Origin of the sequence: Flavobacterium sp. 11 (assembly GCF_002754315.1) — a bacterium.
GTDB classification, from domain to species: Bacteria; Bacteroidota; Bacteroidia; order Flavobacteriales; family Flavobacteriaceae; genus Flavobacterium; species Flavobacterium algoritolerans.
In genome coordinates this window covers 1,270,191-1,293,422 of sequence record NZ_PEFE01000001.1, presented here as the reverse complement: position 1 = coordinate 1,293,422, position 23,232 = coordinate 1,270,191, and the positions used below count along the sequence as shown (strand labels likewise).

Sequence of the window (23,232 nt, the reverse complement as noted above, 5' to 3'; positions counted from 1 at the left end):
TTTATTTGGTAATTTGTTGATTCGGTTAACCAAATCAACGAATAAACAAATAAGCTATTACACCACTCTCACCACAAAATAATTTTTCTTTCCACTTTGCAACAATACAAATTGATTATTGATTAAATCTTTTGTTGAAAGCACAAAATCCTCAGCAACTTTTTCTTTATTTACTGAAATAGAATTAGCTGTCAAAGCGCGTCTTGCTTCTCCATTGGATTTCATAAAACCTGTTTTTTCATTCAAAACAGTAACGATATCAATTCCTGCTTCGATTTCGGTTCTGCTGATTTCCGCTTGAGGAACACCATCAAAAACATCTAAGAAAGTTGCTTCACCCAATTGTTTCAAATCATCTGAAGTCGAATTCCCAAACAAAATATTTGATGCTTTTATCGCATTTTCTAAATCTTCTTTTGAATGAACAAAAACCGTAAGCTCTTCGGCCAATTTTCTTTGTAAAGCTCTTAAATGTGGGGCCGTTTTATGCTCTTCTATTAACGCATCTATTGTTGCCGCATCTAAGAAAGTAAAAATCTTAATGTATTTTTCTGCATCAACATCGGTCGTATTCAACCAAAACTGGTAAAATTTATAAACCGAAGTTTTATCAGCAGTCAACCAAACATTTCCTCCTTCAGATTTTCCAAATTTAGAACCATCCGCTTTTGTTATCAAAGGACAAGTCATCGCGTATGCTTTAGCCTCTTCACCTACATTCATACGACGAACTAATTCAGTTCCTGTTGTAATATTTCCCCATTGGTCAGAACCTCCCATTTGCAACAAACAATTGTATTCTTTGTGCAAATGGTAAAAATCATACCCTTGAATTAATTGGTACGTAAACTCAGTAAAAGACATTCCTTCGCCTTCACCAGACAATCTTTTCTTTACAGAATCTTTGGCCATCATATAATTCACGGTGATTCGTTTACCCACATCACGAGCAAAATTAATGAATGACAAATTCTTCATCCAATCGTAATTATTTACCAAAACTGGCGCATTTATTTCATTCGAATTAAAATCTAAAAAACGAGATAAAACACTTTTTATTCCCTCTACATTATGATTCAAAGTCGCTTCATCCAAGAGATTTCTCTCATCCGATTTCCCAGATGGATCACCAATCATTCCTGTAGCTCCACCAACCAATGCGATAGGCTTATGTCCAAAATTTTTCAAGTGGACCAAAAGAATTATAGGCACTAAGCTTCCAATATGTAAGGAATCCGATGTTGGATCAAATCCTATATAAGTCGTTGTCATTTCTTTTAGAAGTTGCTCTTCAGTTCCAGGCATAATGTCGTAAACTAGACCGCGCCATTGTAATTCGGAAATAATATTTTTCATTTTATAAAAATCAATTTTCACAAAGATAGCTTTAATTGCATAATTTGAAAATCTATCGGTCTAAAAATCGAACAATCTAATTATCTTTACAAAATGATTTTAGTCACAGGAGGAACCGGTTTAGTAGGCGCACATTTATTACTTCATTTAATTGAATCCCAAAGTATCGGGAGTGAAAAAGTACGCGCTATTTATCGAAGTATCGCTTCGATGGAGAAAACTAAGTCCCTATTCGCTACCTATAAAAAGGAATCGTTGTTCGACCAAATTGAATGGATTCCCGCAGATATTACCGAAGTTCCTTCATTAGAAATCGCTTTTCAAAATATTGACACCGTGTATCATTGTGCCGCTTTGATTTCTTTTGACCCAAAAGATGAAGATGCATTGCGAAAAACAAACATTGAAGGCACCGCGAATATTGTGAATTTCTGCATTGCTTATGAAATAAAAAAACTGTGTTTTGTAAGTTCTATTGCTACTTTGGGCGATTTACTGCCTCATGAAAAATTCATCACGGAAGAAACCGAATGGAATCCAGAAAAACCACATAATGATTATGCCATTTCTAAATATGGTGCCGAAATGGAAATTTGGCGTGGGCAACAAGAAGGTTTAGATGTAATAATTATAAATCCAGGCGTTATTCTTGGTCCCGGTTTTAGAGAGCAAGGAAGTGGACAACTTTTTACGAAAGTAAAAAACGGATTAAAATTTTACACACTGGGTTCAACAGGATTTGTTGCCGTTACTGATGTTATTCGGATAGCGCATCAATTAATGCAAAGCGAAATTAAAAATGAACGCTTCACCTTGATTGCCGAAAATAGTATTTTCCGTGACATTCTGAATTCTATGGCTGATGCATTGGGTGTTAAAAAACCTGAAATTCACGCAAAACCCTTTTTTATGGAAATGCTTTGGAGATTGGATTGGTTTGTTTCGAATGTGTTGCAACAAAAGAGAAAACTGTCTCAAACAACTGCTAAAGCTTCGTACTCGACAACCATATTTTCGAACCAAAAGATTAAAAATACCTTGAAAACTGATTTTATAAATATTCACCAATACATCAAAGAAATCTCTAATCTATAAGTTCTTTTCTTAGTCTAATTTTGTAGTATCTCTGCTGATTGCAACTTGTTTTTGCTTTTTGTCAACAATGGGATTCTTTTTCTTTTTTTTCAATTTGACCAAAGAATCCACACTCTTTGTATTTGCTTCCAATCGCTTTCTGATTTGTTCAAACATGCTCTTGTATTCATTATAATCAGAGGCATAATAAACATTGCTTTTAGCAAATTGAACACTGTCAATTTTATATTTTTTAAAAATATAGTCTCTCGAATTTATTTTAAAGGTATCCAAAGACGCCGGATTCTGATTTCTTATGGCTTCCAAAATAGATAAATCATACATAATATCCACCATAACGTCTTTCTCTATAAGTCGTTCCGGCTTGTTCACCACTTCTTCTTTACAGCTTACAAACAGTGTTACAATCGTTAAAAATGTTATGATTTTTCTCATTTATGAAATTTTATCTATCAAATAATAAACGTTTTCCTGCACGAATATCTTTTACTTTAAAAGCGGTATAAACCAATTGCCCGTTTACAAAAGTATGAGTAATTCTGGATTTAAAAGTAAACCCTTCAAATGGAGACCAACCACATTTAGCCAAAATATTTTCTTTTTTTACACTCCAAGGCAAACCTGAATTTACAATTACCAAATCCGCATAGTAGCCTTCTTTGATAAAACCACGTTTTTCTATTTTGAAAATTTTCGCTGGATTGTGGCACATCTTCTCCACAATTTTTTCAATGCTTATTTTTCCTTGGTGGTGCGCTTCAAACATAGCCACAACAGCATGTTGCACTAATGGTCCACCGGAAGGCGCATTCAAATACGATTGTTTTTTTTCTTCTAAAGTATGTGGCGCGTGATCCGTAGCCACGACATCAATTCTATCATCCAGTAATGCTTCCCAAAGTGCTTTTCTGTCATTCGCCGTTTTTACAGCTGGATTCCATTTTATAAGATTGCCTTTAGTAGCATAATCATCATTGGTAAACCATAAATGATGCACGCAAACTTCGGCAGTGATTTTCTTATCTTCCAAAGGAATTTTGTTTGTAAACAAATCCATTTCTTTGGCGGTCGAAAGATGAAAAATATGCAAGCGAGCCCCTGTTTTTTTAGCCAGCGCAACCGCTTTGGAAGACGAAATATAACACGCTTCCTCGCTTCGGATAAGGTGATGAACCGTAACGGGAACGTCCTCTCCAAACTCTGCTTTGTATTTCTCTAAATTATTTTTGATAGTAGCTTCATCTTCACAATGTACCGCAATAAGCATGGGTGTACTCGAAAATATTTTCTCTAAAGTAGCTTCATTATCCACCAACATATTCCCTGTTGAGGAACCTAAAAATATTTTTATTCCGGCAACATTCTTTGGATTTGTTTTTAAAACTTCTTCCAAGTTATCGTTGGTTGCGCCCATCATAAAAGAATAATTCGCATACGATTTTTCGGCAGCCAACTCGTATTTTTGCTCTAATATTTCTTGGGTAACCGCATTAGGAACCGTATTCGGTTGTTCGATATATGAAGTAATTCCTCCTGCAACGGCCGCTCTGGATTCTGATTCGATGTCTCCTTTGTGTGTCAGCCCTGGTTCTCTAAAATGCACTTGATCATCAATTGCACCTGGAATCAAATAATTCCCTTCGGCATCAATGATTTTACATTGAGAGGATTTTGCACTAATACTTTCTGAAATCTCAACAATTAAGTCATTTTCAATTAATACATCGCCCTCAAAAATCACCCCTTCATTTACTATTTTGGCATTCTTAATTAAAACCCTGTTCATCCTGTCTTTTTCTTATAATGTGTTGACTAATCTTTTTAATCTAAGTGCAATAACTCCAAAAACGGCTTCAATAATTATCGAATTACTCATTTTGGATTGCCCTTTTGTTCTATCGGTAAAAATGATGGGAACCTCAGCAATTTGAAATTTTTTACAATACGTTCTGTATTTCATTTCAATTTGAAAAGCATATCCAACAAATTTTATTTTATCTAAATTAATCTCTTCGAGCACTCTTCTTTTGTAACAAACAAAACCTGCTGTGGCATCATGGATTTTCATTCCGGTAATCATTCGTACATAAACTGATGCAAAATAGGACATCAATACACGGCTCAACGGCCAGTTTACCACATTTACTCCGGTAACATAACGCGAACCAATCGCTAAATCAGCATCGCCAAAATGACACGCATTGTATAATTTCTCTAAATCATTTGGATTATGGGAGAAATCAGCGTCCATTTCAAAAATAAAATCATATTGATGCGCTAATGCCCACCTAAATCCATGAACATAAGCCGTTCCCAGACCCGATTTTTTTTCTCTTTTTTCCAAAAACAATTTCCCTCCAAATTCAGACTGAAGTAAAACAACCTTATCAGCAGTATGATCCGGTGAATTATCATCAATAATAAGAACATGAAAAGATTTATGCTGCGAAAACACCGATCGAATAATGCTTTCTATATTTTCAATTTCGTTATAGGTAGGAATTATAACAATACAATCATTCATATTTTTGACTAATTTCACCGCAAAAGTAAACTTTTTATGCCATTTCATCCTTAATAAAATTATAATAAAAAGAATGATATAAAAATTAGTAATTTTGCAGCGTTATGATCGAAAATATACTTCATCCAAGAATAACTGAGAGCAAAGACTGGGCAACCGTGCTTTTTGTTCTGTCATTTGCTATTATTGCTGTTACAAAATCTGTTTTCGAAAACAGATTTGGTGATTTTGCCAATTTAATTTTTTCCAATAAATACAACAAAGTGTACAGAGACAGCAGCCACCTAAAAAGCGGTTTTACCATCTCCTTGTTTTTTGTCCAAGTCATTTCACTTGCTTTCTTTATCCAAATTTCACTAAGTTATTTTGGCCATGCTTCAAAGACAGATTGGATCCTTTACATTCAAATTTTTACTTTCCTAACTTTCTTTGTTTTATCTAAATATTTGATTGAGAAAATAATAGCCACATCCTTCAATATTGAAGAATTTATGGAGCAGTTTAACCTCCAAAAGGTGACTTATAGAACCTATATTGGACTAATCATACTGCCGTTGAATATTATTTTGTTTTATTACGACTCATTTTCAAGAAATATTCCATTGCTAATTATTACTATAATATTGATAATGAATATTTTAACTTATTTGATTTCAATAAAAAATTATCAAAATATAATATTCGGTAAGTTGTTTTATTTTATTTTATATCTTTGCGCTCTTGAAATAGCACCCTATTATTTTATGTATTATTGGTTTACAAAAGGGAGTGCTTAGAAACCGTTAAATATGAAAGTGAAAACAATTTTGGTGTCACAGCCTGAGCCTAAAGTGGAGAATTCCCCTTACTTTGAACTTCAACAAAAGCATAAAGTAAAAATTGATTTCAGACCTTTTATTCATGTAGAAGGAGTTAATGCAAAAGAGATTAGACTTCAAAAAATCGATCTTAATCATTACACCGCAATTATTTTAACGAGTAAAAATGCCGTAGATCATTTTTTCAGAGTGGCTGATGAAATGCGTTATAAAGTTCCAGAAGGATTAAAATATTTCTGCCAATCAGAAGCTATTGCTTTTTACCTGCAAAAATACGTAGTGTATAGAAAACGTAAAATCTACGTTGGACCAAAAGATTTTGCTGATTTATCTCCGCTGATAAAAAAATACAAAGACGAAAAATTCTTATTGCCTGCTTCAGACCAACTAAATGCCGATGCGCCAATAACGCTGAACGCACTAAAAGTAGACTGGACTCCAGCTGTTTTTTACAGAACGGTAATGAGTGATTTATCTGATTTAGCCGATGTATATTATGATGTTTTGGCTTTCTTTAGCCCAACCGGAATAAAATCATTGTTTATGAATTTCCCAGATTTCGAACAAAACAATACTCGAATTGCAGTTTTTGGAAGCACTACTCAAAAAGAAGCGTTGGATCATGGATTAAGAGTAGATATTCTTGCACCAACACCAGCAACACCTTCTATGACAATGGCTTTGGAAAAATACATTATTGAAGCTAATAAAGGAAAATAAAAAATTACTTTTCAAAATAAAATCAAAAAGCCATTCGCAATCCGAATGGCTTTTTTTATGGCAAAATTATAAAAACAACTTCGTGTGCTTTTTACTAATCGTTTTTTACTTAAATTTGGTTTTCAATTCAAACTAAATTTCACATTTTAGTTTAAAACAACAACTCATGAAAATCAATTCCCTAATAGTAGAAATTGACGGTATCGATAAAGAGATTTTACGCGACCTGATGGAAGATGCCCGAAAACCAATTCTTCAAATCGCCAATAAAATAGGAATTTCAGGAGCGGCAATTCACCAACGTTTGCGAAAACTGGAGCAATCCGGAGTTATTTCGGGATCAAAGTTTACGGTAAACAATAAAATTCTAGGTTATAACACAATGGCTTTTGTTGGAATCTATTTGGACAAAGCCGCCCGAAATCCAGAAGCCGTAAGGGATTTAAAGAAAATACCTGAAGTATTGGAATGCCATTACACTACGGGAAACTGGTCGATTCTAATCAAAATTATTTGTCGCGATAACGAACATTTAATGCATTTACTCAACACCAAAATCCAAGCGATAGAAGGCGTTTCCAGAACAGAAACCTTCATTTCTTTAGACCAACAAATCGATAGGCAGATACAACTATAGATTGTTAGAAGGTTAGAAGGTTAGATTTATATGAACACAAAAAAGCCGTTTATACTACAAACGGCTTTTTTCTAATTATCTAAAAATCTAACAATCTAATTATTTAGTCTCTTCTACTTCCTCCCATATAAATGGAAACGTAATACAACAGCGTTGCGATAGATCCCAAAGCAGCTACGACATACGTTCTGGCAGCCCATTTCAAGGAATCTTTGGCTCCAGCCTGTTCTTGTTGCGTCAGCATTCTTTTGTTTTCTAACCAAGCCAATGCACGATTACTTGCATCATATTCGACCGGCAAAGTAACAATCGAAAATAAAGTGGTTGCCGCAAAAATGATAATCCCTACCAATAATAATTGTGGAAAAGTCTTCATCATCAAGATTCCGGCAAGCAAAATCCATTGCATGTACGTTGACGCCACATTTACCACTGGTACTAATTTAGAACGCATCGTCAGCCATTGATATCCTACAGCATGTTGTACGGCGTGACCACATTCGTGCGCAGCAACAGCAGCCGCAGCGGCATTGCGCTGGTTGTAAACCGCTTCACTTAGATTCACGGTTTTATCTACCGGATTGTAATGATCCGTCAAACGTCCTGGCGTAGAGATAACTCTCACATCACGAATTCCATTATCGGCAAGCATTTTCTCGGCTATTTCAGCGCCTGACATTCCGTTTTGTAATTGTAATTTAGAATAATGTTCAAATTTGCTTTTTAGTCTTGAACTAACTAACCAGCTGAAAAGCATAATTGCTCCGGCAAGAATCAAATAACCCATTCCCATATTTTTGTTTTTTAATTGTATTGTTAAAGTTATAAAAGAATCATCAAAATCTGAACCATTTTTTTACAATGTCAATTTGGCATTCTTGAAATGAAACACTGATCACACCGATTAAACTGATTGGCACGGATTTTAATAAATTTTAAAAAAAAATCCAAATCCCAAAAATGATTTTGGAATTTGGATTTTAGAATATTTGTAAATTCGGTTTTACCCCACCAAATTAATAATTTTTCCTGGAACAATAATCACCTTGTTTGGTGTTTTTCCTTCTAATTGTTTGATAGTTCTTTCATCTTTCATTACAATTTCCTCGATTTGTTCCTTGGTTAAATCCAAAGGTAAAACCATTGTGAAACGCATTTTTCCGTTGAAAGAAACCGGATATTCTTTGCTGCTTTCTACCAAATGTGCAGGTTCGAATATTGGAAAAGCTACTGTCGCAATGGAACCTGTATTTCCTAATAACGACCATAATTCTTCGGCGATATGTGGCGCGTAAGGAGAAATTACAATAGCTAATGGTTCCAAAATTGCACGAGAATGACAGTTTTGAGTAGACAATTCATTCACACAAATCATAAACTGAGAAACCGATGTATTGAAAGAGAAACCTTCAATATCTTCCGCCACTTTTTTGATGGTTTTGTGCAATGATTTCAAGTTGTCTTTGGTTGGTTCGTCATTGGTAACGATCAAACCATTATCATCAAAATACAAACGACACAGTTTTTTCAAGAAACCAAAAACTCCAGAAATTCCTGCCGTATTCCAAGGTTTCGCTTGTTCCAATGGCCCTAAGAACATTTCATACAAACGCAACGTATCCGCACCGTATTCGTTACAAATATCATCCGGCGTTACGACATTGTATTTGGATTTCGACATTTTTTCGATTTCTCGACCTACAATGTATTTCCCGTTTTCTTCAGTTATAAAGACAGCATCAGCATAATCCTCTCTCCAGTTTTTGAATCTTTCGACATCCAATTCGTCAGAAGAATTAACCATGGAAACATCAACGTGTATTTTTGAGATGTTAAATTCAATTCCATGAATAATATCTTTAAGTTCTTCAAATTTAAACGCTAAAGATTTTTTTATTTCAGGAAAATATGAAGAAAAGTTATTTTCACCACCTTTAAAGAAAACATCCGATAAAGGATTTTTACTTATAAATTGATGAGAAACATATATTCTATTTTTAAAAGTATTTATAAAATCTTCAATCCTCTTAATTTGATTAGCATCAAATGTGACTCCTCCAATTAAATTACCAATACCATCATTATAATTAGTTAAATTTAATCTATAAACAAACGCACTCATTCCTAAAATCATTCCCTGATTAATCAGTTTTTTGAATGGTTCTTCGGTTGGCGCAAAACCTTTGTCTTTTAGGAATTTGTTCCAAAAACGAGAATACAATAAATGTCCGGTTGCGTGTTCGCTTCCGCCAATGTATAAATCCACGCTTTCCCAATACGCAAGTGCGTCTTTGCTTGCAAATTCATTCTCATTGTGTGCATCCATATAACGCATCCAATACCAAGAACTTCCCGCCCAACCTGGCATCGTGTTCAATTCTAATGGGAAAATCGTCACATTATCTACTAACTGAGTACTAACCACTGAACACTGAACACTGTCCCAAGCCCAAACCGTAGCATTTCCTAAAGGCGGCAAACCTTCTTCGGTTGGTAAATATTTCTCTACTTCCGGCAAGATGATTGGCAAATGTTGCGCATCAATCATTTGCGGCAAACCATTCACATAATACACAGGAAAAGGTTCTCCCCAATAACGCTGGCGAGAGAAAACGGCATCACGCAAACGGTAATTCGTTTTTCCTTTTCCTTGGTTTAATTTCTCTAATTCGGTAATTACTTTTTGAGTTCCTTTTTTATAATCTAATCCATTTAGAAAATCAGAATCTACCAATTGGAAACCTTCTTTGGCTCCAAAAGCAGCTTCAGATATATCTTTATCAAAAATGTTTTTAATGGCTGACATACCTTGTTGACCTTTGAAGAAATTCGCAAAAGCATAATCTCTTTCGTCACCACAAGGAACCGCCATAACTGCGCCTGTTCCGTAACCCGCCAAAACATAATCCCCAATCCAAACCGGAATTGGCTCTTTCGTAAACGGATGTTCCGCATACGCTCCCGTAAACACACCCGAAATGGTTTTTACATCAGCCATACGTTCTCTTTCGGAACGTTTTGACGTTTTTTCTATATAAGCATCTACTTCTGCTTTTTGTTCTGCAGTTGTAATTTGAGAAACTAATTCGTGTTCCGGAGCCAATGTCATAAACGTAACTCCAAAAATGGTATCGGGACGCGTTGTGAAAACCGCAATTTTAGCTTCTGAATTCTGAACATTGAATTCCACCGTTGCTCCAACGGATTTTCCAATCCAGTTTCTTTGACTTTCTTTGATACTTTCACTCCAATCGATATCGTTTAATCCTTGTAACAAACGTTCTGCATAAGCCGAAATCCGCATGCTCCATTGCGTCATTTTTTTACGAACAACCGTAAAACCACCACGCTCAGAAACACCATTTACGATTTCATCATTCGCCAAAACGGTTCCTAATCCAGGACACCAGTTCACCTCAGTCTCGGCTAAATAAGTCAATCTGTATTGCAGCAAAATTTTCTCCTGCTGTTCTTTTGCGAAAGCGTTCCATTCATTTGCTGAAAAAGCTTCTATATTTTCATCGCAAACCGCATTGACATTAGCATTTCCTTCTGTTGAAAAAATGGAAACCAAAGTCGAAATATCTTCGGCTTTATCGCTGTTTTTATTGTACCAAGAATTGAATAATTGGATAAAAATCCATTGGGTATGTTTGTAATAATCGGGATTTGAAGTACGCACTTCTCTACTCCAATCAAAAGAAAATCCAATTTTGTCCAATTGCTTTCTATAACCGGCAATTTTATTTCCTTCTTTATCTGTTCCACCGTCAATATTTACCGAAGTAGTATCTTCAGGACGTTGCCCTGTTTGAATGGCGTATTGTTCCGCAGGCAATCCAAAACTGTCATAGCCCATTGGGTGCAACACATTAAAACCTTGGTGCCTTTTGTATCTTGAATACACATCAGAGGCGATATATCCCAGCGGATGTCCTACGTGTAATCCCGCTCCAGATGGATAAGGAAACATATCAAGTACGTAATATTTAGGTTTTTCTGAGTTATTTTCGGCTTTAAACGTTGCGTTGTCTAACCAATATTTCTGCCATTTGGCCTCTATTTCGTTCGGATTGTATTTCATTCCTTTTTTTATTATTTTTTTAATGGAGTCATGCTGTCGCACACTCAAGTCATATTGTTAGATTCAAAGTAACTCGGTTACTAAGTTGCTGTATTATATTTGGAGAAATGATTATTTCAAGGTGCCAAATTTACGTTTATTGTACGAAAGTTGAAACTTTGAGCGTTATTAACTTTAAATAAAGAAATTCTTTATTATTTTTACCCAATAATTTCAGTAAACTATGAGTTCTTCCTTTGATAAATTTCAAAAACGCAGATTAATTTCCTCTTATTTTTCAGTAGTGCTAAGTGTATTCTTAGTTTTATTTTTATTGGGTGTATTGGGTCTTTTTATCATAAATTCTAAAAAACTGGCTGACGATTTCAAAGAAAATATTGCCATGACCGTTTTTTTCAAGAACGAAGCGAATGACAGTATTTTAAAGGCTTTTGGAACTGAATTAAAATCGAGCCGTTTTGCAAAATCATACGATTATGTAACTAAAGAAGCTGCCGCAAAACAACATACGGATATTATTGGAGAAGATTTCATGGAATTTCTTGGTGAAAATCCACTTCAAAACTCTTACGATATTCACCTGAAAGCCGATTATGTAATCAAGGACAGTATTGCAAAAATAGAAACCCGCTTGCGCAAAAATGCTATGGTTTCGGATATTGTGTATGACAAGCAATTAGTGAATCTAGTAAATGACAACATCAAAAAAGTAAGTATGTGGATTCTTGTAATCAGCGGATTCTTGGCCGTGATTGCTGTATTGTTAATTAATAGTTCATTGCGTTTATCGATACACTCCAACCGATTTATCATTAAAACCATGCAAATGGTAGGCGCAACCAAAGCTTTTATCAGAAAACCATTTGTGGTAAGAAGTATAAAACTGGGAATGATTGGCGCAGGACTTGCAATTATTGCATTAATTGGCGTTTTGATTTACGTTCAAACTAATTTTCCAAATCTTGGCATACTTGACGATAAAGCTTTAATTGCATTGGTATTATTAGCTGTTTTAGGAATTGGAATATTGATTACCTGGTTAAGCACGTATTTTGCAACACAACGTTTCTTGAATTTAAGAACGGACGACCTTTATTAATTGAAGATAAAAAAAAGCATTATCATTCAGCATTTTTAGATGCTGAAATAAATTCAGCATCAATGAAAAATAACGAACAGCAACCAGAATTTCTTTTTGACAAAATAAATTATAAAATTCTATTACTTGGAATTGGAGTAATTGCCTTAGGATTTATTCTAATGGCTGGCGGAGGAAGTGATGACCCAAATGTTTTCAATGAAGACATCTTCAATTTCAGAAGAATTCGATTGGCGCCAACTACCGTTTTAATCGGTTTTGGAATTACCGTTTATGCCATCCTTAAGAATCCAAAAAAATAGTAAACAGTGACTAGTAATAAGTTGCAGTATAAAGCAAACTATATCAACTGAACACTAAAAACTGAACACCGATCACTATATAATGAATACATTACAAGCATTTTTAATTGCTGTTATCGAAGGATTAACAGAATACCTTCCTGTTTCTTCAACAGCTCACATGGTTTTTCTAAGTTCATATTTTGGAATCCAAGAAGATGATTTTGTGAAACTATTCCAGGTTTCGATTCAATTTGGAGCCATTCTGGCTGTTGTCGCTTTGTATTGGAAGAAATTTTTCGATTTCTCTTCAAAAAGTGTTGCCATCAATTTTTATATAAAACTTATTTGCGCCGTAATTCCAGCTTTGGTTTTAGGGAAATTATTCGATGATAAAATCGAAGCGGTTCTTGGAGACCCTATTCCTATTGCGATTGTATTAATTTTAGGCGGAATCATTTTATTATTTATAGACAGTCGTTTTCAAAGTCCAACGGTTCTTCAGGAAGAGGACATTACCATTAAAAAAGCAGTAACTATTGGTTTTTGGCAATGTTTAGCGATGATGCCCGGAACAAGTCGTTCTGCTGCTTCCATAATTGGCGGCATGCAACAAGGGTTAACGCGTCACGCTGCAGCAGAATTCTCCTTCTTTTTAGCGGTTCCAACGATGATGGCAGTAACATGCTACTCTGTATTCTTGAAAACCTACGAAACGTCACAAATGAAAGGCTACGAATTAATTTTAAAGTCAAACGAAAACATTCAATTGTTCTTAATAGGAAATGTTGTTGCTTTTATTGTTGCCGTTATTGCCATTAAATTCTTCATTGAAATCATCAAAAAATACGGTTTCAAACCTTGGGGATGGTACCGAATAATAGTAGGTGTTTTTTTATTGATCTACTTTTCATACTTAAAATAATTCCCATTGAAGACAGCCGAAGATTTCCAAAACGGACAAATTTTACTCATTGACAAACCCTTGAATTGGACTTCTTTTCAGGCGGTAAATAAAATGAAATGGGCTTTAATCAGTAAAGTTAATCTTCCAAAAAAATTCAAGATTGGTCATGCTGGAACTTTGGATCCTTTGGCAAGCGGATTATTGTTAGTTTGTACCGGAAAATTCACCAAAAGAATCACCGAGCTTCAAGGTCAAGCCAAAGAATATACAGGAACGTTCTATATTGGAGCCACAACGCCTTCCTATGATTTAGAAACCGAAATCGACCAAACTTTCCCAACAGAACATATTGACGAAGCTTTAATTCAAGAAACCGTAAAACAATTTTTAGGAGAAATAGACCAGAAACCACCCATTTTTTCGGCTATAAAAAAAGATGGCGTACGCTTATACGAACATGCTCGCGCTGGAGAAACAATAGAAATTGCGAGTAGAAAAACAACCATTCACGAATTTGAAATCACTCGAATTGCACTTCCGGAAATAGATTTCAGAGTCGTTTGCAGCAAAGGAACTTACATTCGTTCCCTGGCTTTTGATTTTGGAAAAGCCATGAATTCAGGTTCTCATTTAACCGTTTTGCGCCGAACAAAAATTGGAGATTATAATGTGGCCGATGCAATGGACGTTACTTTATTTGAGGATAGTCTTACTTCAGAATAATACCAAAAGCAAAAACACATGACAAATCCAATATTAAAATTGAATTTGCGATGTGTTTTTTCTAAAGTTAAAGTAGTTTTAATCCATACTCTTTTGTCTAGGCTCACGCCGATTGTTTAATAATTAGTTGCTTTTTTACCCCCAAATAGTAAATGTGACAAATAATCATAAAACTTTTCAAATCGATTTTTCATGATGATGTTTTTTAAGTTGTGAAACAATATTTAAACACCATTAAAAAAGTAAATTAACAATAGACCTGGTTGGCAGTCACCAATTTACAAATTTTTTTTCGATACACAAAAAAATTAACAAAAAATAAACTTAATTATTTTACCCCAATAAATACTGAACCTCAGGTGACTTTGCATTGAAAATTTTACTTCAAAACAATGATTTCTTGCTCTATACTAAAGCATTTTTCGGCAATTATAATGCATCCAAAGTTATGAATATTGCCGCTTTTTAAAATTCTATTGTTCCAAATCAAGCATCAAGTTAACCAACTCATTTTGGGTACTGATTCCTTTATCATGCAAATACCACAATTGCAAGTTGGTTTTTGCCGTTTCATCAATAACCCCAAATTCTTTTTTATAATCAGTAATTAAATTGGTTGCGCCTATGGGCCTTGGGCCCCACTTTCCAAGAACACTTCCTGTTGCTTTCTCTACGACAATCACTATTGGAATTGATTTCTTTTTATTGGTCAAAAACAACTTCATCAACTCCTCATTTTCATCACGCAGAACAATCTTCAATTCTATTTTACCGGAATCGATTGCCATTTTATTGATAATTGGCAGGAGTTGGGCAGCATCACCACACCAACCTTCGGAAATTACTAACCAAATATATTCGTTTTTTAAGCTCTTTAATTTCAGACTATTTTCATCGGTAATTTTCATCGTTTTGTCCAAACGATTCATTCGGGTTTCATTCAACTCACTGTAATGGGTTAAATTTTCCGATTGTTCATTACCTGTTGATTTTCCTTCAAGTAATAAATCTGAAACTAGCTTTCTATACTCCGCATAAGAGTGACTATTAAACAACGCTTTAGCTACTGGAATTTTCATAATGAATTATTTGTTTTTACAAAGTTACCATAAAATTGGAGCATAAATATGACATATGTCACTTTCAATTCCACAAAAAGAGTAATTTTATCACAAATAAAAAAGATGGATTTAAAAACAAAATCGATAGGATTAGTACTTTCCGGTGGAGGTTCTAAAGGTATAGCCCATGCTGGTGTGATTAAATTTTTAGAAGAGAAAAACATTCGTCCGTCTCAAATGGCAGGAACAAGCGCAGGCTCAATTGTTGGTGCCATGTATGCTTGGGGAAAAACTCCCGAAGAAATTCTGGAATTTTTCAAATCGATATACCTTTTTCACTGGAAGCATTTAACGTTCAAAAAAGCCGGATTAATTGATTCTGAATCCTTCAAATCCTATTTTCACAGTATTTTTAAGGATGCTACATTAGGTGATTTGAAAATCCCGATTCAAATCACGGCTACTGATATGGTTCGTGGAAAATTAAAAATATTTGGCCCGGAAACAAAGATCATCGATGCCATTTTAGCTTCTTCTGCATTTCCCGGGATTTTGTCTCCGTATGAAATTAAAGGAAAAATATACAGTGACGGCGGGATATTGAATCATTTTCCCACTGATATTTTACAAGGACAATGCGACACATTAATAGGTGTTTATGTGAGTCCGATTCAAAAAATTGAAGCCAAAGATTTAAGTTCAATCAAAGCAGTAACTACACGAGCCTTTGATATCCTTTCGGCAAATTCAAATCTGCATAAATTCAATATTTGTGATTGGGTTATTGAACCAAAGGATTTGTGTCTTTACAGCACCTTTGAAACCAATAAAGTGAAGATGAATGCTGTTTTCAACATTGGCTACGAAGCCGCCAAAAAATCGTACGAAAAACTTAATTTATAAAATTTCAGCAACATTATTTTAAAAAAAAAGAATATTCTATATTTGCACCAATCAACTCAACACACACATGAAATACAAAAGAATTCTTCTAAAACTAAGTGGAGAAGCTTTAATGGGCGACTTACAATACGGAATTGACCCAAAAAGATTAGCTGAATATGCCGATGAGATCAAGCAAATTCATGAAAAAGGAGTAGAAATAGCCATTGTAATAGGTGGTGGAAATATTTTTAGAGGAGTTGCCGGAGCGAGCGCAGGAATGGACAGAGTGCAAGGTGATTATATGGGAATGCTGGCTACAATTATCAACGGAATGGCTCTACAAGGCGCACTGGAAGATAAAGGGATGCTTACCCGCTTACAAACTGCCTTAAAAATTGAAGCGATTGCTGAGCCATATATCAAGAGAAGAGCAGTACGTCACCTTGAAAAAGGAAGAATTGTGATTTTTGGAGCTGGAACTGGAAACCCATATTTTACAACTGATACAGCTGCCGTTTTGCGTGGAGTGGAAATCAATGCCGATGTAATCCTAAAAGGAACCCGTGTTGATGGTATCTATGATTCTGATCCGGAGAAAAATGCTTCAGCAGTGAAATTTGATCATATTACTTTTGAAGATGTCCTTAAAAAAGGATTGAATGTAATGGACACGACTGCATTTACATTAAGCCAAGAAAACAAATTACCAATCGTAGTTTTCGACATGAACAAAGTAGGAAACTTATTGAAAATCTGCGATGGAGAAAATATAGGAACCGTAGTAAATATATAAATAGACAAATTAGATTGTTAGACTTTTAGATTGTCAGACAGTCTAAAGATCTAAAAATCTAAAAATCCAAAGATCTAAATTATGACTGAAGAAATTGAATTTATATTAGATAGTACTAAAGAATCTATGACAGGTTCTATTGCGCATTTAGAAAAAGAATTTTTGAATATTCGTGCAGGAAAAGCATCTCCCGCAATGTTAGGAAGTGTTTTTGTGGATTATTACGGATCTGCGACACCGCTTTCTCAAGTATCAAAAATTAGTGTTCCTGATGCCAGAACAATCACATTGCAACCTTTTGAAAAAAATATGCTGCAAGTAATTGAAAAAGCAATTATGGTGGCAAACATTGGTTTTAATCCAATGAATAACGGTGATGTAATTATCATTAGCGTTCCCGCACTAACTGAGGAAAGAAGACGCGATCTTGCCAAACAAGCCAAAGTGGAAGCTGAAGATGCTAAAGTTGGAATTCGAAATGCTCGTAAAGATGCGAATACAGATATCAAAAAATTAGAAAAAGAAGGAACTTCCGAGGACATTTGTAAAAGTGCCGAAGAAGAAGTTCAAAACTTAACCAATAGTTATATCCGTAAAATTGATGAACTTTTAGTGGTGAAAGAAGCTGAAATTATGAAGGTGTAAAACCATCTCTACTTATATCAAAACCGTCTTGTTGATTTACGAGACGGTTTTTTTATGCTTAAATATCACTAAAAATGGGTATTGTGGCTTGTGAAATATTTCCTATTTTTATGAAATATAAACGAACTAAACATTTTATGAAAACAAACAAACAAACAAACAAACGTTTGAATTAAAGCGGAAAGTCCATGTCCTTTTTATTGGGTTAGTCCTATGCTTTTTGCAATCCTGCACTACGGAAGAGGTAGTACTTGAACGTGAAGCAAATAAAAAAAACTATATTACTTCTGAGAAAGTGAGTATAGAAAATGTACTTTCGGTACTTAAGAACCCTGCAATACTTAGCCGAACGGAAACTTTCAAAACCAGCACCCCAGAAGGCATCACCCAGAAAAGCGGTGAAAAACCAAATGTATATTTCACTAAAATAGTAAAAGGTAATGAATATACCACTTATCTCTTGTTACTAAACAATTACTCTACTAAAAATCCTTATTTCATGTATTATGTGATAACACAAGACGCCACTACTGAAAAAGTAGGATACTTAAAATACATCCCTGATACTGCCATACCTTTCATTGACATAAACACCTTTTCAGGAAAAATCCAGATACTGGACCTCAAAAAAAATATTAGAACAGAAAGTAGCTTTCTAAACGGCCAACCTAAAAAACAAGCTAATACTGTAACAGCAAAAACAGCAGAAAATTGTACTATAAAAGTAATGTACATAGCACATTATTGTACTAACGGAGGCGATCACAGTCTCGGGGAATCATGTGGCGGGAATTTAATTAACGACGCATACAATGAATATACCTCAATAAGCGAAATTTGTACCTCTAGCGGATACGACAACAGCGCACCAGTACCAAATGAATTAATGAATCTTTCAAATGGTATTGGAGGTGGTGGTGCTAATGTTGATATTGCACTACTTGAGTTTGAGCAATACCTTGACCTAAATCAACAAAACTGGTGGAATAGCAGCAGGAATTCTGATAAAAAAGCTGAAATAAGTAATTTTTTAATTGCATATCCTGATGAAATAGAATTTGCTAGAGAGATGCTATTACAAATGATTGATGATCCATCATTAAAGCTTGATGTAGAATCATCTTTTAAGTCACCATTTAATATTGATAAATCATCAATAAAAGATGTTACCGAAGAGGATAAAAAGTTTAATTCAGTATATAAATCTTTAACTGATTCCCCCGCATTTAAAAACTTATTTTTAGCTTTATTTGATAATAACAACAAGCGATTCAATGTGAAATTTGAAATCATTGAAAATCTAGATAACATCACAAGGAAAATAGATGGATTTACAACGCCTCCAGTACTTGAAGGCAGACCAACTCTGATTCAAATTAACAAACAAATATTGACCTCTACGGGATTAAGGCCTATGACAAATATTGAAATTGCTAAAACCATATTACACGAGTGTATACATGCTTATTTAGCAATCAAAGGCAAATATCCTGATGCTGGCGGCAGCACTATACCAGGTATAGAAAACATGACATTTGCAGAGGTATTGAAAGCCACAAGACCTGGCACTGGCGCTCAACACGATTTTATGTACAAAAACATGGTGCCAACTATGCAAAAAATTCTTGCTGAAATTAGAGATTCAGTTACTTCTAGTACGACAAGAGCAACTGTAGAATCTATAAGGCTACAACCTAATTTTTACTCTAACCCAATAAAAACAACACTTTGGAATTGGAATGATTATTTCTATTATCTAAGTTTAAACGGTCTGCAAGATACCGAAGCTTTTAAAATAAGCTTTCCTGCTAATACCGATCAATTTGAATTACTTCTTGAATACAACTTTTTTGGCCACAAACACCTTAAAAATTAATTATGAAAGTCACATTATTATTCTTCTATTTATTTGTAAATTTATTACAAGCGCAAGAAATTGCAGAAGTCAGAAAACTAGATACGATATATATACTGTTTAAAGCAGACAAAAATCAAACAAAATATTTTGAAAATGAATGTATCACATGCCGAGGATACTATTTTTTGCAGGGTTTTTTTCTACAAAAAGACACTTTGGGAATTTTTACGTATGATAAGGATTTTAACAGAATCTATAGGCCTGCTAATGACCGATATGAAAAGAAGTCTTTTTTAAAAAAGCATAAAAAAGAAATTATCGATATTAATTTTTTTCTAAAATTAGAAAAAAATATGGAGGAATTCGGGGAGTGGTCCAAACCTCAAATTTACTACATTATTGACATGGCTGATTTCAGAAAAAATAAGATTAAATTAACCGAGGTTAATTCTTTAGTGTATGTAATGGAATAAATTATTAAAAATGTACCTTTTGACAAGAGCTTCATGCAAGCTCTTGCTGGGTATATAAAAATTGCCCCCGCTAGCGCTAGCGTCCCCTGCTGGCGCGAGCGTCCCGCTCGTGATAATTCTTAATGAATAATAGTATTGAGGTTTGTGCTAGTATTTAGCTTTCTTTTGAAGTATGTTTCGGTATAAATTGTGTTGACGAGTGGGACGCTCGCGCCAGCTTGGGGACATTTGTAAAAGTGCCGAAGAAGAAGTTAAAAACTTAACTAATACGTTTATTCGTAAAATTGATGAACTTTTAGTGGTGAAAGAAGCTGAAATCATGAAGGTGTAATTCCTTTTCAAATTATATTAAAAATCCGCCTCGTTAGTTTTGCGAGACGGATTTTTTTATTGTTATTTTTGCGATACCAAAACGAGATTATACCCGTTTTGCAGTAAACCCTATTTATGAAGCAATTGTGTTTGTTCTTCTTTTTTTTAACGCTTTCGCTACAGGCGCAATTTCAGGTAAATGGAATTGTGAAAGAATCTAACACCAACAAACCGTTGCCGTTTGCCACCATTACTACAAATAATGGCCTAAATACCATCTCTGATGTAGATGGAAAGTTTAGTATCGCAACAGCAATTCCCTTTACAGCTTTTGATATTTCTTATATTGGTTTCACCAAGGCTAGGATTGCCATTGAAAAAAACAAAAATTATTATGTGGTTGTTCTTTCCCAAAAAACGGATAATTTGAATGAAGTGAGAATTTCAAATGAAAACCCGGCTTTGGCAATTATCAGGAAGACAATCAAAAATAAGAATAACAATAATCCACAGAAAAAGCTCCGCAGTTTTGAATTTAAATCCTACAATAAACTCATTGTAACCGCAAATCCTGACTCTATTGACGGAAGAATCGATTCTGTTTTTGTCCAAAAATCTATTGGGAAACAATTCTCAAAAATTGACTCTTCCGATTATAAATTTAAAGACGTCATACGCCAACAGCATCTTTTTCAAACCGAAAAAGTGTCACAATATCAATTTGCCAATAGTACATTAAAAGAAACGATATTAGGTACCAAAATGGCTGGTTTCAAGCAACCTGTTTATGAAATCATTGCTTTCAATTTACAGTCATTCTCTATTTACGATTCCAGTTACGAACTTTTTGAAACCAAATACAACAGTCCTATTGCCAATGATGCGCTAAACGATTACAACTATAAACTCTTGGATTCACTTATCATTGACGGCAGAAACACCTATATGATTTACTTCAAAAACAAGAAAAAAAGAAAAGCATCAGGACTGGAAGGTGTACTTTATATTGACCAAAATAATTTTGCTGTTGCCAAAGCGGTAATGCGCATAAAAGGCGTTCTTGACATTAGCGGAATTCATGATTTCAAGTACATTCCCAATGAAAAATTATGGTTTCCAACAGACAAAACGTTTAAAATTGTAAAGGGCAAGAATGATGACGATATAAAAATTCTTGGCGGAACGATTCAATTTGATGGCGATGTAGAACAAGATTTTAAAGAAAGAAAAAAGGTTGCTTCAGATTTTACTTATTTGCTTTCGCACACGAATAATTTTGAAATTCAATATAACATTCCGATACAAATTAAAAAATCGGCGATTTACATCGAAATCAAAGACGATGCAATTAACAAACCAGAACATTTTTGGAACACTTACAGAAAAGACAGCTTAGACAGTCGAAGCCAAAAAACGTATTTGGCATTGGACAGTATTTCTTCCAAAAAACGAATTGAAAGCCGCATCCGTTTTGGTCGAAAAATCATCAACGGATATTTACCAATAGGAAAATTCGATTTAGACTTACGTAAATTATTCAGTTATAATAATTACGAAGGATTCAGATTGGGAATTGGCGGAGTCACCAATGAACAATTTTCAAAAAAATTCAGAATCGAAGGCTACACCGCTTATGGAACTAAGGATGGGAATTTCAAATACAATTTGGGAATGGCGACTCGGGTTGGCAAATTTTCCAATTCCTGGATTGGCGTTTCCTATACCGATGATGTTCGGGAAATTGCAAGCACCGTGTTTACAATTGATAAAAAAGCGTTCAAAATCTATGATCCAAGACCGATAAACATCAGTACATTTTACAATTATGTGAGTTGGAAAACATTTATAGAAACCAAAATTATTCCGAAAACAGAAAGTTTCTGGGAACTTTCCCGTGCCGCAATAGAACCAAAATTCAATTATATATTCAACCTAAACGAGAAATTATACTCGAGTTATGTAATGACAACCGCAATGGTTTCTTTACGATGGAATCCATTCAGCGATTACATGCAAACGCCTACGGGACGAATTGAAGTAGAAAAACGTTTCCCGAAATTCACTTTTCAATACACACAATCCCTGCCTAAGGTTATGCAAAATGATTTTGAATTCAGCAAATTTGATTTCAAAACAGAGTATGAAAAGAAATATTTAAACGGGCAAAAAACAAGTCTACTTTTCGAAGCCGGTTATGCTCTTGGTGATGTACCGCTGACACATTTATACAATACGTCTCCTAATAATATTACCAAAGAAACCATCATGCAGAGAATCACTTTTGCAGGAAAAAACAGTTTTGAAACCATGTTTTTCAATGAATTTTTCTCCAGTGAATACGCTTATTTTCAATTCAAACATGGTTTTAGCCGCGTAACATTATTCAAAAAAGTAAAACCTTCCTTAGTTCTTGTTTCCAGAATGGCTTGGGGAAATTTACGCAAACCGGAACAACATGTCGGATTGGATTACAAAACCTTGGACAAAGGTTATTTCGAATCTGGAATAGAGTTAAACCAAATTTATAATGGCTTGGGATTAGGCGGATTTTACCGATACGGTCCAAACCAGCTGAGTAAATTTCAAGATAATATTGCGGTAAAAATAAGTTTCGTCCTTAATCTGGGACTTTAATGGCTCGAAACAAATTTCAAACCAATAATAGAACTGATCAAAGTGGTAATGAAAAATATTCGCCAGAAATCGGCCGGTTCTTTAAATACAAAAATTCCAACAAGAACTGTTCCTACTGCCCCAATTCCTGTCCAAACCGCATAAGCCGTTCCAATAGGCAATGTTTGTGTGGCTTTGTAAAGCAACACCATACTTATTGTCAAACATATTAAGAATCCGCCCAACCATAATGTTGATGTCGTTCCTGAACTTTCTTTGGCTTTGCCCAAACAAGTCGCGAAACCTACTTCAAAAAGACCGCCGATAATCAATAAAATCCAGTTCATG

General features: G+C 34.6%; 22 protein-coding genes and 1 pseudogene. 15 read left to right on the top strand and 8 right to left on the bottom strand.

What is annotated here, in order from left to right; translation table 11 throughout:
• Nucleotides 1–57: 57 nt before the first annotated feature.
• A complete protein-coding gene (tyrS, locus tag CLV00_RS05640; protein WP_099714214.1) occupies nt 58–1,356 on the bottom strand; it encodes a tyrosine--tRNA ligase in 1,299 nt (432 codons plus the stop codon).
• Nucleotides 1,357–1,449: 93 nt separating this feature from the next.
• On the opposite strand from tyrS, the gene CLV00_RS05635 reads away from it, so the two are divergent.
• Nucleotides 1,450–2,451 carry an NAD-dependent epimerase/dehydratase family protein gene (locus tag CLV00_RS05635; RefSeq protein WP_099714213.1) on the top strand — a complete coding sequence of 334 codons (1,002 nt, stop codon included), beginning with the start codon at nt 1,450–1,452 and terminating at the stop codon, nt 2,449–2,451.
• Between the two features lie 9 nt (nt 2,452–2,460).
• Here the strand turns inward: CLV00_RS05635 and CLV00_RS05630 are convergent, their stop codons facing one another.
• Genes CLV00_RS05630 through CLV00_RS05620 form a run of 3 tightly spaced genes read right to left on the bottom strand, consistent with a single transcriptional unit; the run spans nt 2,461 to nt 4,975 of the window.
• The gene (locus CLV00_RS05630; protein ID WP_099714212.1) at nt 2,461–2,886 is read right to left on the bottom strand and encodes a DUF4296 domain-containing protein; all 426 of its coding nucleotides are present in this window, start codon (nt 2,884–2,886) and stop codon (nt 2,461–2,463) included.
• A gap of 10 nt (nt 2,887–2,896) precedes the next feature.
• Nucleotides 2,897–4,237 (bottom strand): dihydroorotase, encoded by a 1,341-nt coding sequence (locus tag CLV00_RS05625; RefSeq protein ID WP_099714211.1) that lies wholly within the window; start codon nt 4,235–4,237, stop codon nt 2,897–2,899.
• Nucleotides 4,238–4,249: 12 nt separating this feature from the next.
• Nucleotides 4,250–4,975: a polyprenol monophosphomannose synthase gene (locus CLV00_RS05620; protein WP_099716248.1), complete on the bottom strand. Its 726-nt coding sequence runs from the start codon at nt 4,973–4,975 to the stop codon at nt 4,250–4,252.
• A 104-nt stretch (nt 4,976–5,079) separates the two neighbouring features.
• On the opposite strand from CLV00_RS05620, the gene CLV00_RS05615 reads away from it, so the two are divergent.
• The 3 genes from CLV00_RS05615 (at nt 5,080) to CLV00_RS05605 (ending at nt 7,150) form a co-directional block, all read left to right on the top strand.
• Nucleotides 5,080–5,751 (top strand): DUF4271 domain-containing protein, encoded by a 672-nt coding sequence (locus CLV00_RS05615; RefSeq protein ID WP_099714210.1) that lies wholly within the window; start codon nt 5,080–5,082, stop codon nt 5,749–5,751.
• 12 nt (nt 5,752–5,763) lie between these two features.
• Complete coding sequence (locus CLV00_RS05610) at nt 5,764–6,513, top strand: uroporphyrinogen-III synthase (protein ID WP_099714209.1); 750 nt, start codon at nt 5,764–5,766, stop codon at nt 6,511–6,513.
• Between the two features lie 166 nt (nt 6,514–6,679).
• Nucleotides 6,680–7,150 (top strand): Lrp/AsnC ligand binding domain-containing protein, encoded by a 471-nt coding sequence (locus tag CLV00_RS05605; RefSeq protein WP_099714208.1) that lies wholly within the window; start codon nt 6,680–6,682, stop codon nt 7,148–7,150.
• Nucleotides 7,151–7,253: 103 nt separating this feature from the next.
• Here the strand turns inward: CLV00_RS05605 and CLV00_RS05600 are convergent, their stop codons facing one another.
• Both CLV00_RS05600 and CLV00_RS05595 read right to left on the bottom strand, forming a co-directional pair.
• Entirely contained in the window at nt 7,254–7,943 is a 690-nt protein-coding gene (locus CLV00_RS05600) for a zinc metallopeptidase (RefSeq protein ID WP_196852946.1), read from the bottom strand.
• A 210-nt stretch (nt 7,944–8,153) separates the two neighbouring features.
• The gene (locus CLV00_RS05595; RefSeq protein ID WP_099716246.1) at nt 8,154–11,234 is read right to left on the bottom strand and encodes a leucine--tRNA ligase; all 3,081 of its coding nucleotides are present in this window, start codon (nt 11,232–11,234) and stop codon (nt 8,154–8,156) included.
• 223 nt (nt 11,235–11,457) lie between these two features.
• Between CLV00_RS05595 and CLV00_RS05590 the strand changes: the two genes are divergently transcribed.
• The 4 genes from CLV00_RS05590 to truB all read left to right on the top strand — a co-directional run bounded on the left by CLV00_RS05590 (nt 11,458) and on the right by truB (nt 14,244).
• Nucleotides 11,458–12,333, top strand: coding sequence for an ABC transporter permease (locus CLV00_RS05590; RefSeq protein WP_099714207.1), 876 nt, complete (start codon nt 11,458–11,460; stop codon nt 12,331–12,333).
• A gap of 62 nt (nt 12,334–12,395) precedes the next feature.
• Nucleotides 12,396–12,635: a DUF3098 domain-containing protein gene (locus tag CLV00_RS05585; protein ID WP_099714206.1), complete on the top strand. Its 240-nt coding sequence runs from the start codon at nt 12,396–12,398 to the stop codon at nt 12,633–12,635.
• An 82-nt stretch (nt 12,636–12,717) separates the two neighbouring features.
• Nucleotides 12,718–13,539, top strand: coding sequence for an undecaprenyl-diphosphate phosphatase (locus tag CLV00_RS05580; RefSeq protein WP_099714205.1), 822 nt, complete (start codon nt 12,718–12,720; stop codon nt 13,537–13,539).
• Nucleotides 13,540–13,545: 6 nt separating this feature from the next.
• Entirely contained in the window at nt 13,546–14,244 is a 699-nt protein-coding gene (gene truB, locus CLV00_RS05575; RefSeq protein WP_099714204.1) for a tRNA pseudouridine(55) synthase TruB, read from the top strand.
• Between the two features lie 473 nt (nt 14,245–14,717).
• On the opposite strand, the gene CLV00_RS05570 is transcribed toward truB, so the two are convergent.
• Entirely contained in the window at nt 14,718–15,323 is a 606-nt protein-coding gene (locus tag CLV00_RS05570) for a thioredoxin family protein (RefSeq protein ID WP_099714203.1), read from the bottom strand.
• Between the two features lie 105 nt (nt 15,324–15,428).
• Between CLV00_RS05570 and CLV00_RS05565 the strand changes: the two genes are divergently transcribed.
• The 7 genes and pseudogenes from CLV00_RS05565 (at nt 15,429) to CLV00_RS05535 (ending at nt 22,905) form a co-directional block, all read left to right on the top strand.
• Entirely contained in the window at nt 15,429–16,208 is a 780-nt protein-coding gene (locus CLV00_RS05565) for a patatin-like phospholipase family protein (protein ID WP_099716245.1), read from the top strand.
• Nucleotides 16,209–16,275: 67 nt separating this feature from the next.
• On the top strand, nt 16,276–16,983 hold the full coding sequence (gene pyrH, locus CLV00_RS05560; RefSeq protein WP_099714202.1) for a UMP kinase: 708 nt from the start codon (nt 16,276–16,278) through the stop codon (nt 16,981–16,983).
• Nucleotides 16,984–17,064: 81 nt separating this feature from the next.
• A complete protein-coding gene (frr, locus tag CLV00_RS05555) occupies nt 17,065–17,628 on the top strand; it encodes a ribosome recycling factor (RefSeq protein ID WP_099714201.1) in 564 nt (187 codons plus the stop codon).
• A gap of 220 nt (nt 17,629–17,848) precedes the next feature.
• Entirely contained in the window at nt 17,849–19,504 is a 1,656-nt protein-coding gene (locus CLV00_RS05550; RefSeq protein ID WP_099714200.1) for a hypothetical protein, read from the top strand.
• A gap of 2 nt (nt 19,505–19,506) precedes the next feature.
• Entirely contained in the window at nt 19,507–19,959 is a 453-nt protein-coding gene (locus CLV00_RS05545; RefSeq protein ID WP_099714199.1) for a hypothetical protein, read from the top strand.
• A gap of 223 nt (nt 19,960–20,182) precedes the next feature.
• A pseudogene (locus tag CLV00_RS16545) lies at nt 20,183–20,290 on the top strand (ribosome recycling factor); the annotation flags it as partial.
• Nucleotides 20,291–20,406: 116 nt separating this feature from the next.
• Nucleotides 20,407–22,905: a DUF5686 family protein gene (locus tag CLV00_RS05535; RefSeq protein WP_099714198.1), complete on the top strand. Its 2,499-nt coding sequence runs from the start codon at nt 20,407–20,409 to the stop codon at nt 22,903–22,905.
• Here CLV00_RS05535 and CLV00_RS05530 read toward each other — a convergent pair.
• Nucleotides 22,902–23,231, bottom strand: coding sequence for a multidrug efflux SMR transporter (locus tag CLV00_RS05530; RefSeq protein ID WP_099714197.1), 330 nt, complete (start codon nt 23,229–23,231; stop codon nt 22,902–22,904). The two genes, CLV00_RS05535 and CLV00_RS05530, sit on opposite strands and share 4 nt — an antisense overlap.
• Nucleotide 23,232: the final 1 nt, after the last annotated feature.

Excerpts from the sequence above, each read along its gene's own strand:
- tyrS (WP_099714214.1), bottom strand. The coding sequence starts at position 1,356 with ATGAAAAATATTATTTCCGAATTACAATGGCGCGGTCTAGTTTACGAC.
- CLV00_RS05635 (WP_099714213.1), top strand. The coding sequence starts at position 1,450 with ATGATTTTAGTCACAGGAGGAACCGGTTTAGTAGGCGCACATTTATTA.
- CLV00_RS05630 (WP_099714212.1), bottom strand. The coding sequence starts at position 2,886 with ATGAGAAAAATCATAACATTTTTAACGATTGTAACACTGTTTGTAAGC.
- CLV00_RS05625 (WP_099714211.1), bottom strand. The coding sequence starts at position 4,237 with ATGAACAGGGTTTTAATTAAGAATGCCAAAATAGTAAATGAAGGGGTG.
- CLV00_RS05620 (WP_099716248.1), bottom strand. The coding sequence starts at position 4,975 with ATGAATGATTGTATTGTTATAATTCCTACCTATAACGAAATTGAAAAT.
- CLV00_RS05615 (WP_099714210.1), top strand. The coding sequence starts at position 5,080 with ATGATCGAAAATATACTTCATCCAAGAATAACTGAGAGCAAAGACTGG.
- CLV00_RS05610 (WP_099714209.1), top strand. The coding sequence starts at position 5,764 with ATGAAAGTGAAAACAATTTTGGTGTCACAGCCTGAGCCTAAAGTGGAG.
- CLV00_RS05605 (WP_099714208.1), top strand. The coding sequence starts at position 6,680 with ATGAAAATCAATTCCCTAATAGTAGAAATTGACGGTATCGATAAAGAG.
- CLV00_RS05600 (WP_196852946.1), bottom strand. The coding sequence starts at position 7,943 with ATGGGAATGGGTTATTTGATTCTTGCCGGAGCAATTATGCTTTTCAGC.
- CLV00_RS05595 (WP_099716246.1), bottom strand. The coding sequence starts at position 11,234 with ATGAAATACAATCCGAACGAAATAGAGGCCAAATGGCAGAAATATTGG.
- CLV00_RS05590 (WP_099714207.1), top strand. The coding sequence starts at position 11,458 with ATGAGTTCTTCCTTTGATAAATTTCAAAAACGCAGATTAATTTCCTCT.
- CLV00_RS05585 (WP_099714206.1), top strand. The coding sequence starts at position 12,396 with ATGAAAAATAACGAACAGCAACCAGAATTTCTTTTTGACAAAATAAAT.
- CLV00_RS05580 (WP_099714205.1), top strand. The coding sequence starts at position 12,718 with ATGAATACATTACAAGCATTTTTAATTGCTGTTATCGAAGGATTAACA.
- CLV00_RS05570 (WP_099714203.1), bottom strand. The coding sequence starts at position 15,323 with ATGAAAATTCCAGTAGCTAAAGCGTTGTTTAATAGTCACTCTTATGCG.
- CLV00_RS05565 (WP_099716245.1), top strand. The coding sequence starts at position 15,429 with ATGGATTTAAAAACAAAATCGATAGGATTAGTACTTTCCGGTGGAGGT.
- pyrH (WP_099714202.1), top strand. The coding sequence starts at position 16,276 with ATGAAATACAAAAGAATTCTTCTAAAACTAAGTGGAGAAGCTTTAATG.
- frr (WP_099714201.1), top strand. The coding sequence starts at position 17,065 with ATGACTGAAGAAATTGAATTTATATTAGATAGTACTAAAGAATCTATG.
- CLV00_RS05545 (WP_099714199.1), top strand. The coding sequence starts at position 19,507 with ATGAAAGTCACATTATTATTCTTCTATTTATTTGTAAATTTATTACAA.
- CLV00_RS05535 (WP_099714198.1), top strand. The coding sequence starts at position 20,407 with ATGAAGCAATTGTGTTTGTTCTTCTTTTTTTTAACGCTTTCGCTACAG.
- CLV00_RS05530 (WP_099714197.1), bottom strand. The coding sequence starts at position 23,231 with ATGAACTGGATTTTATTGATTATCGGCGGTCTTTTTGAAGTAGGTTTC.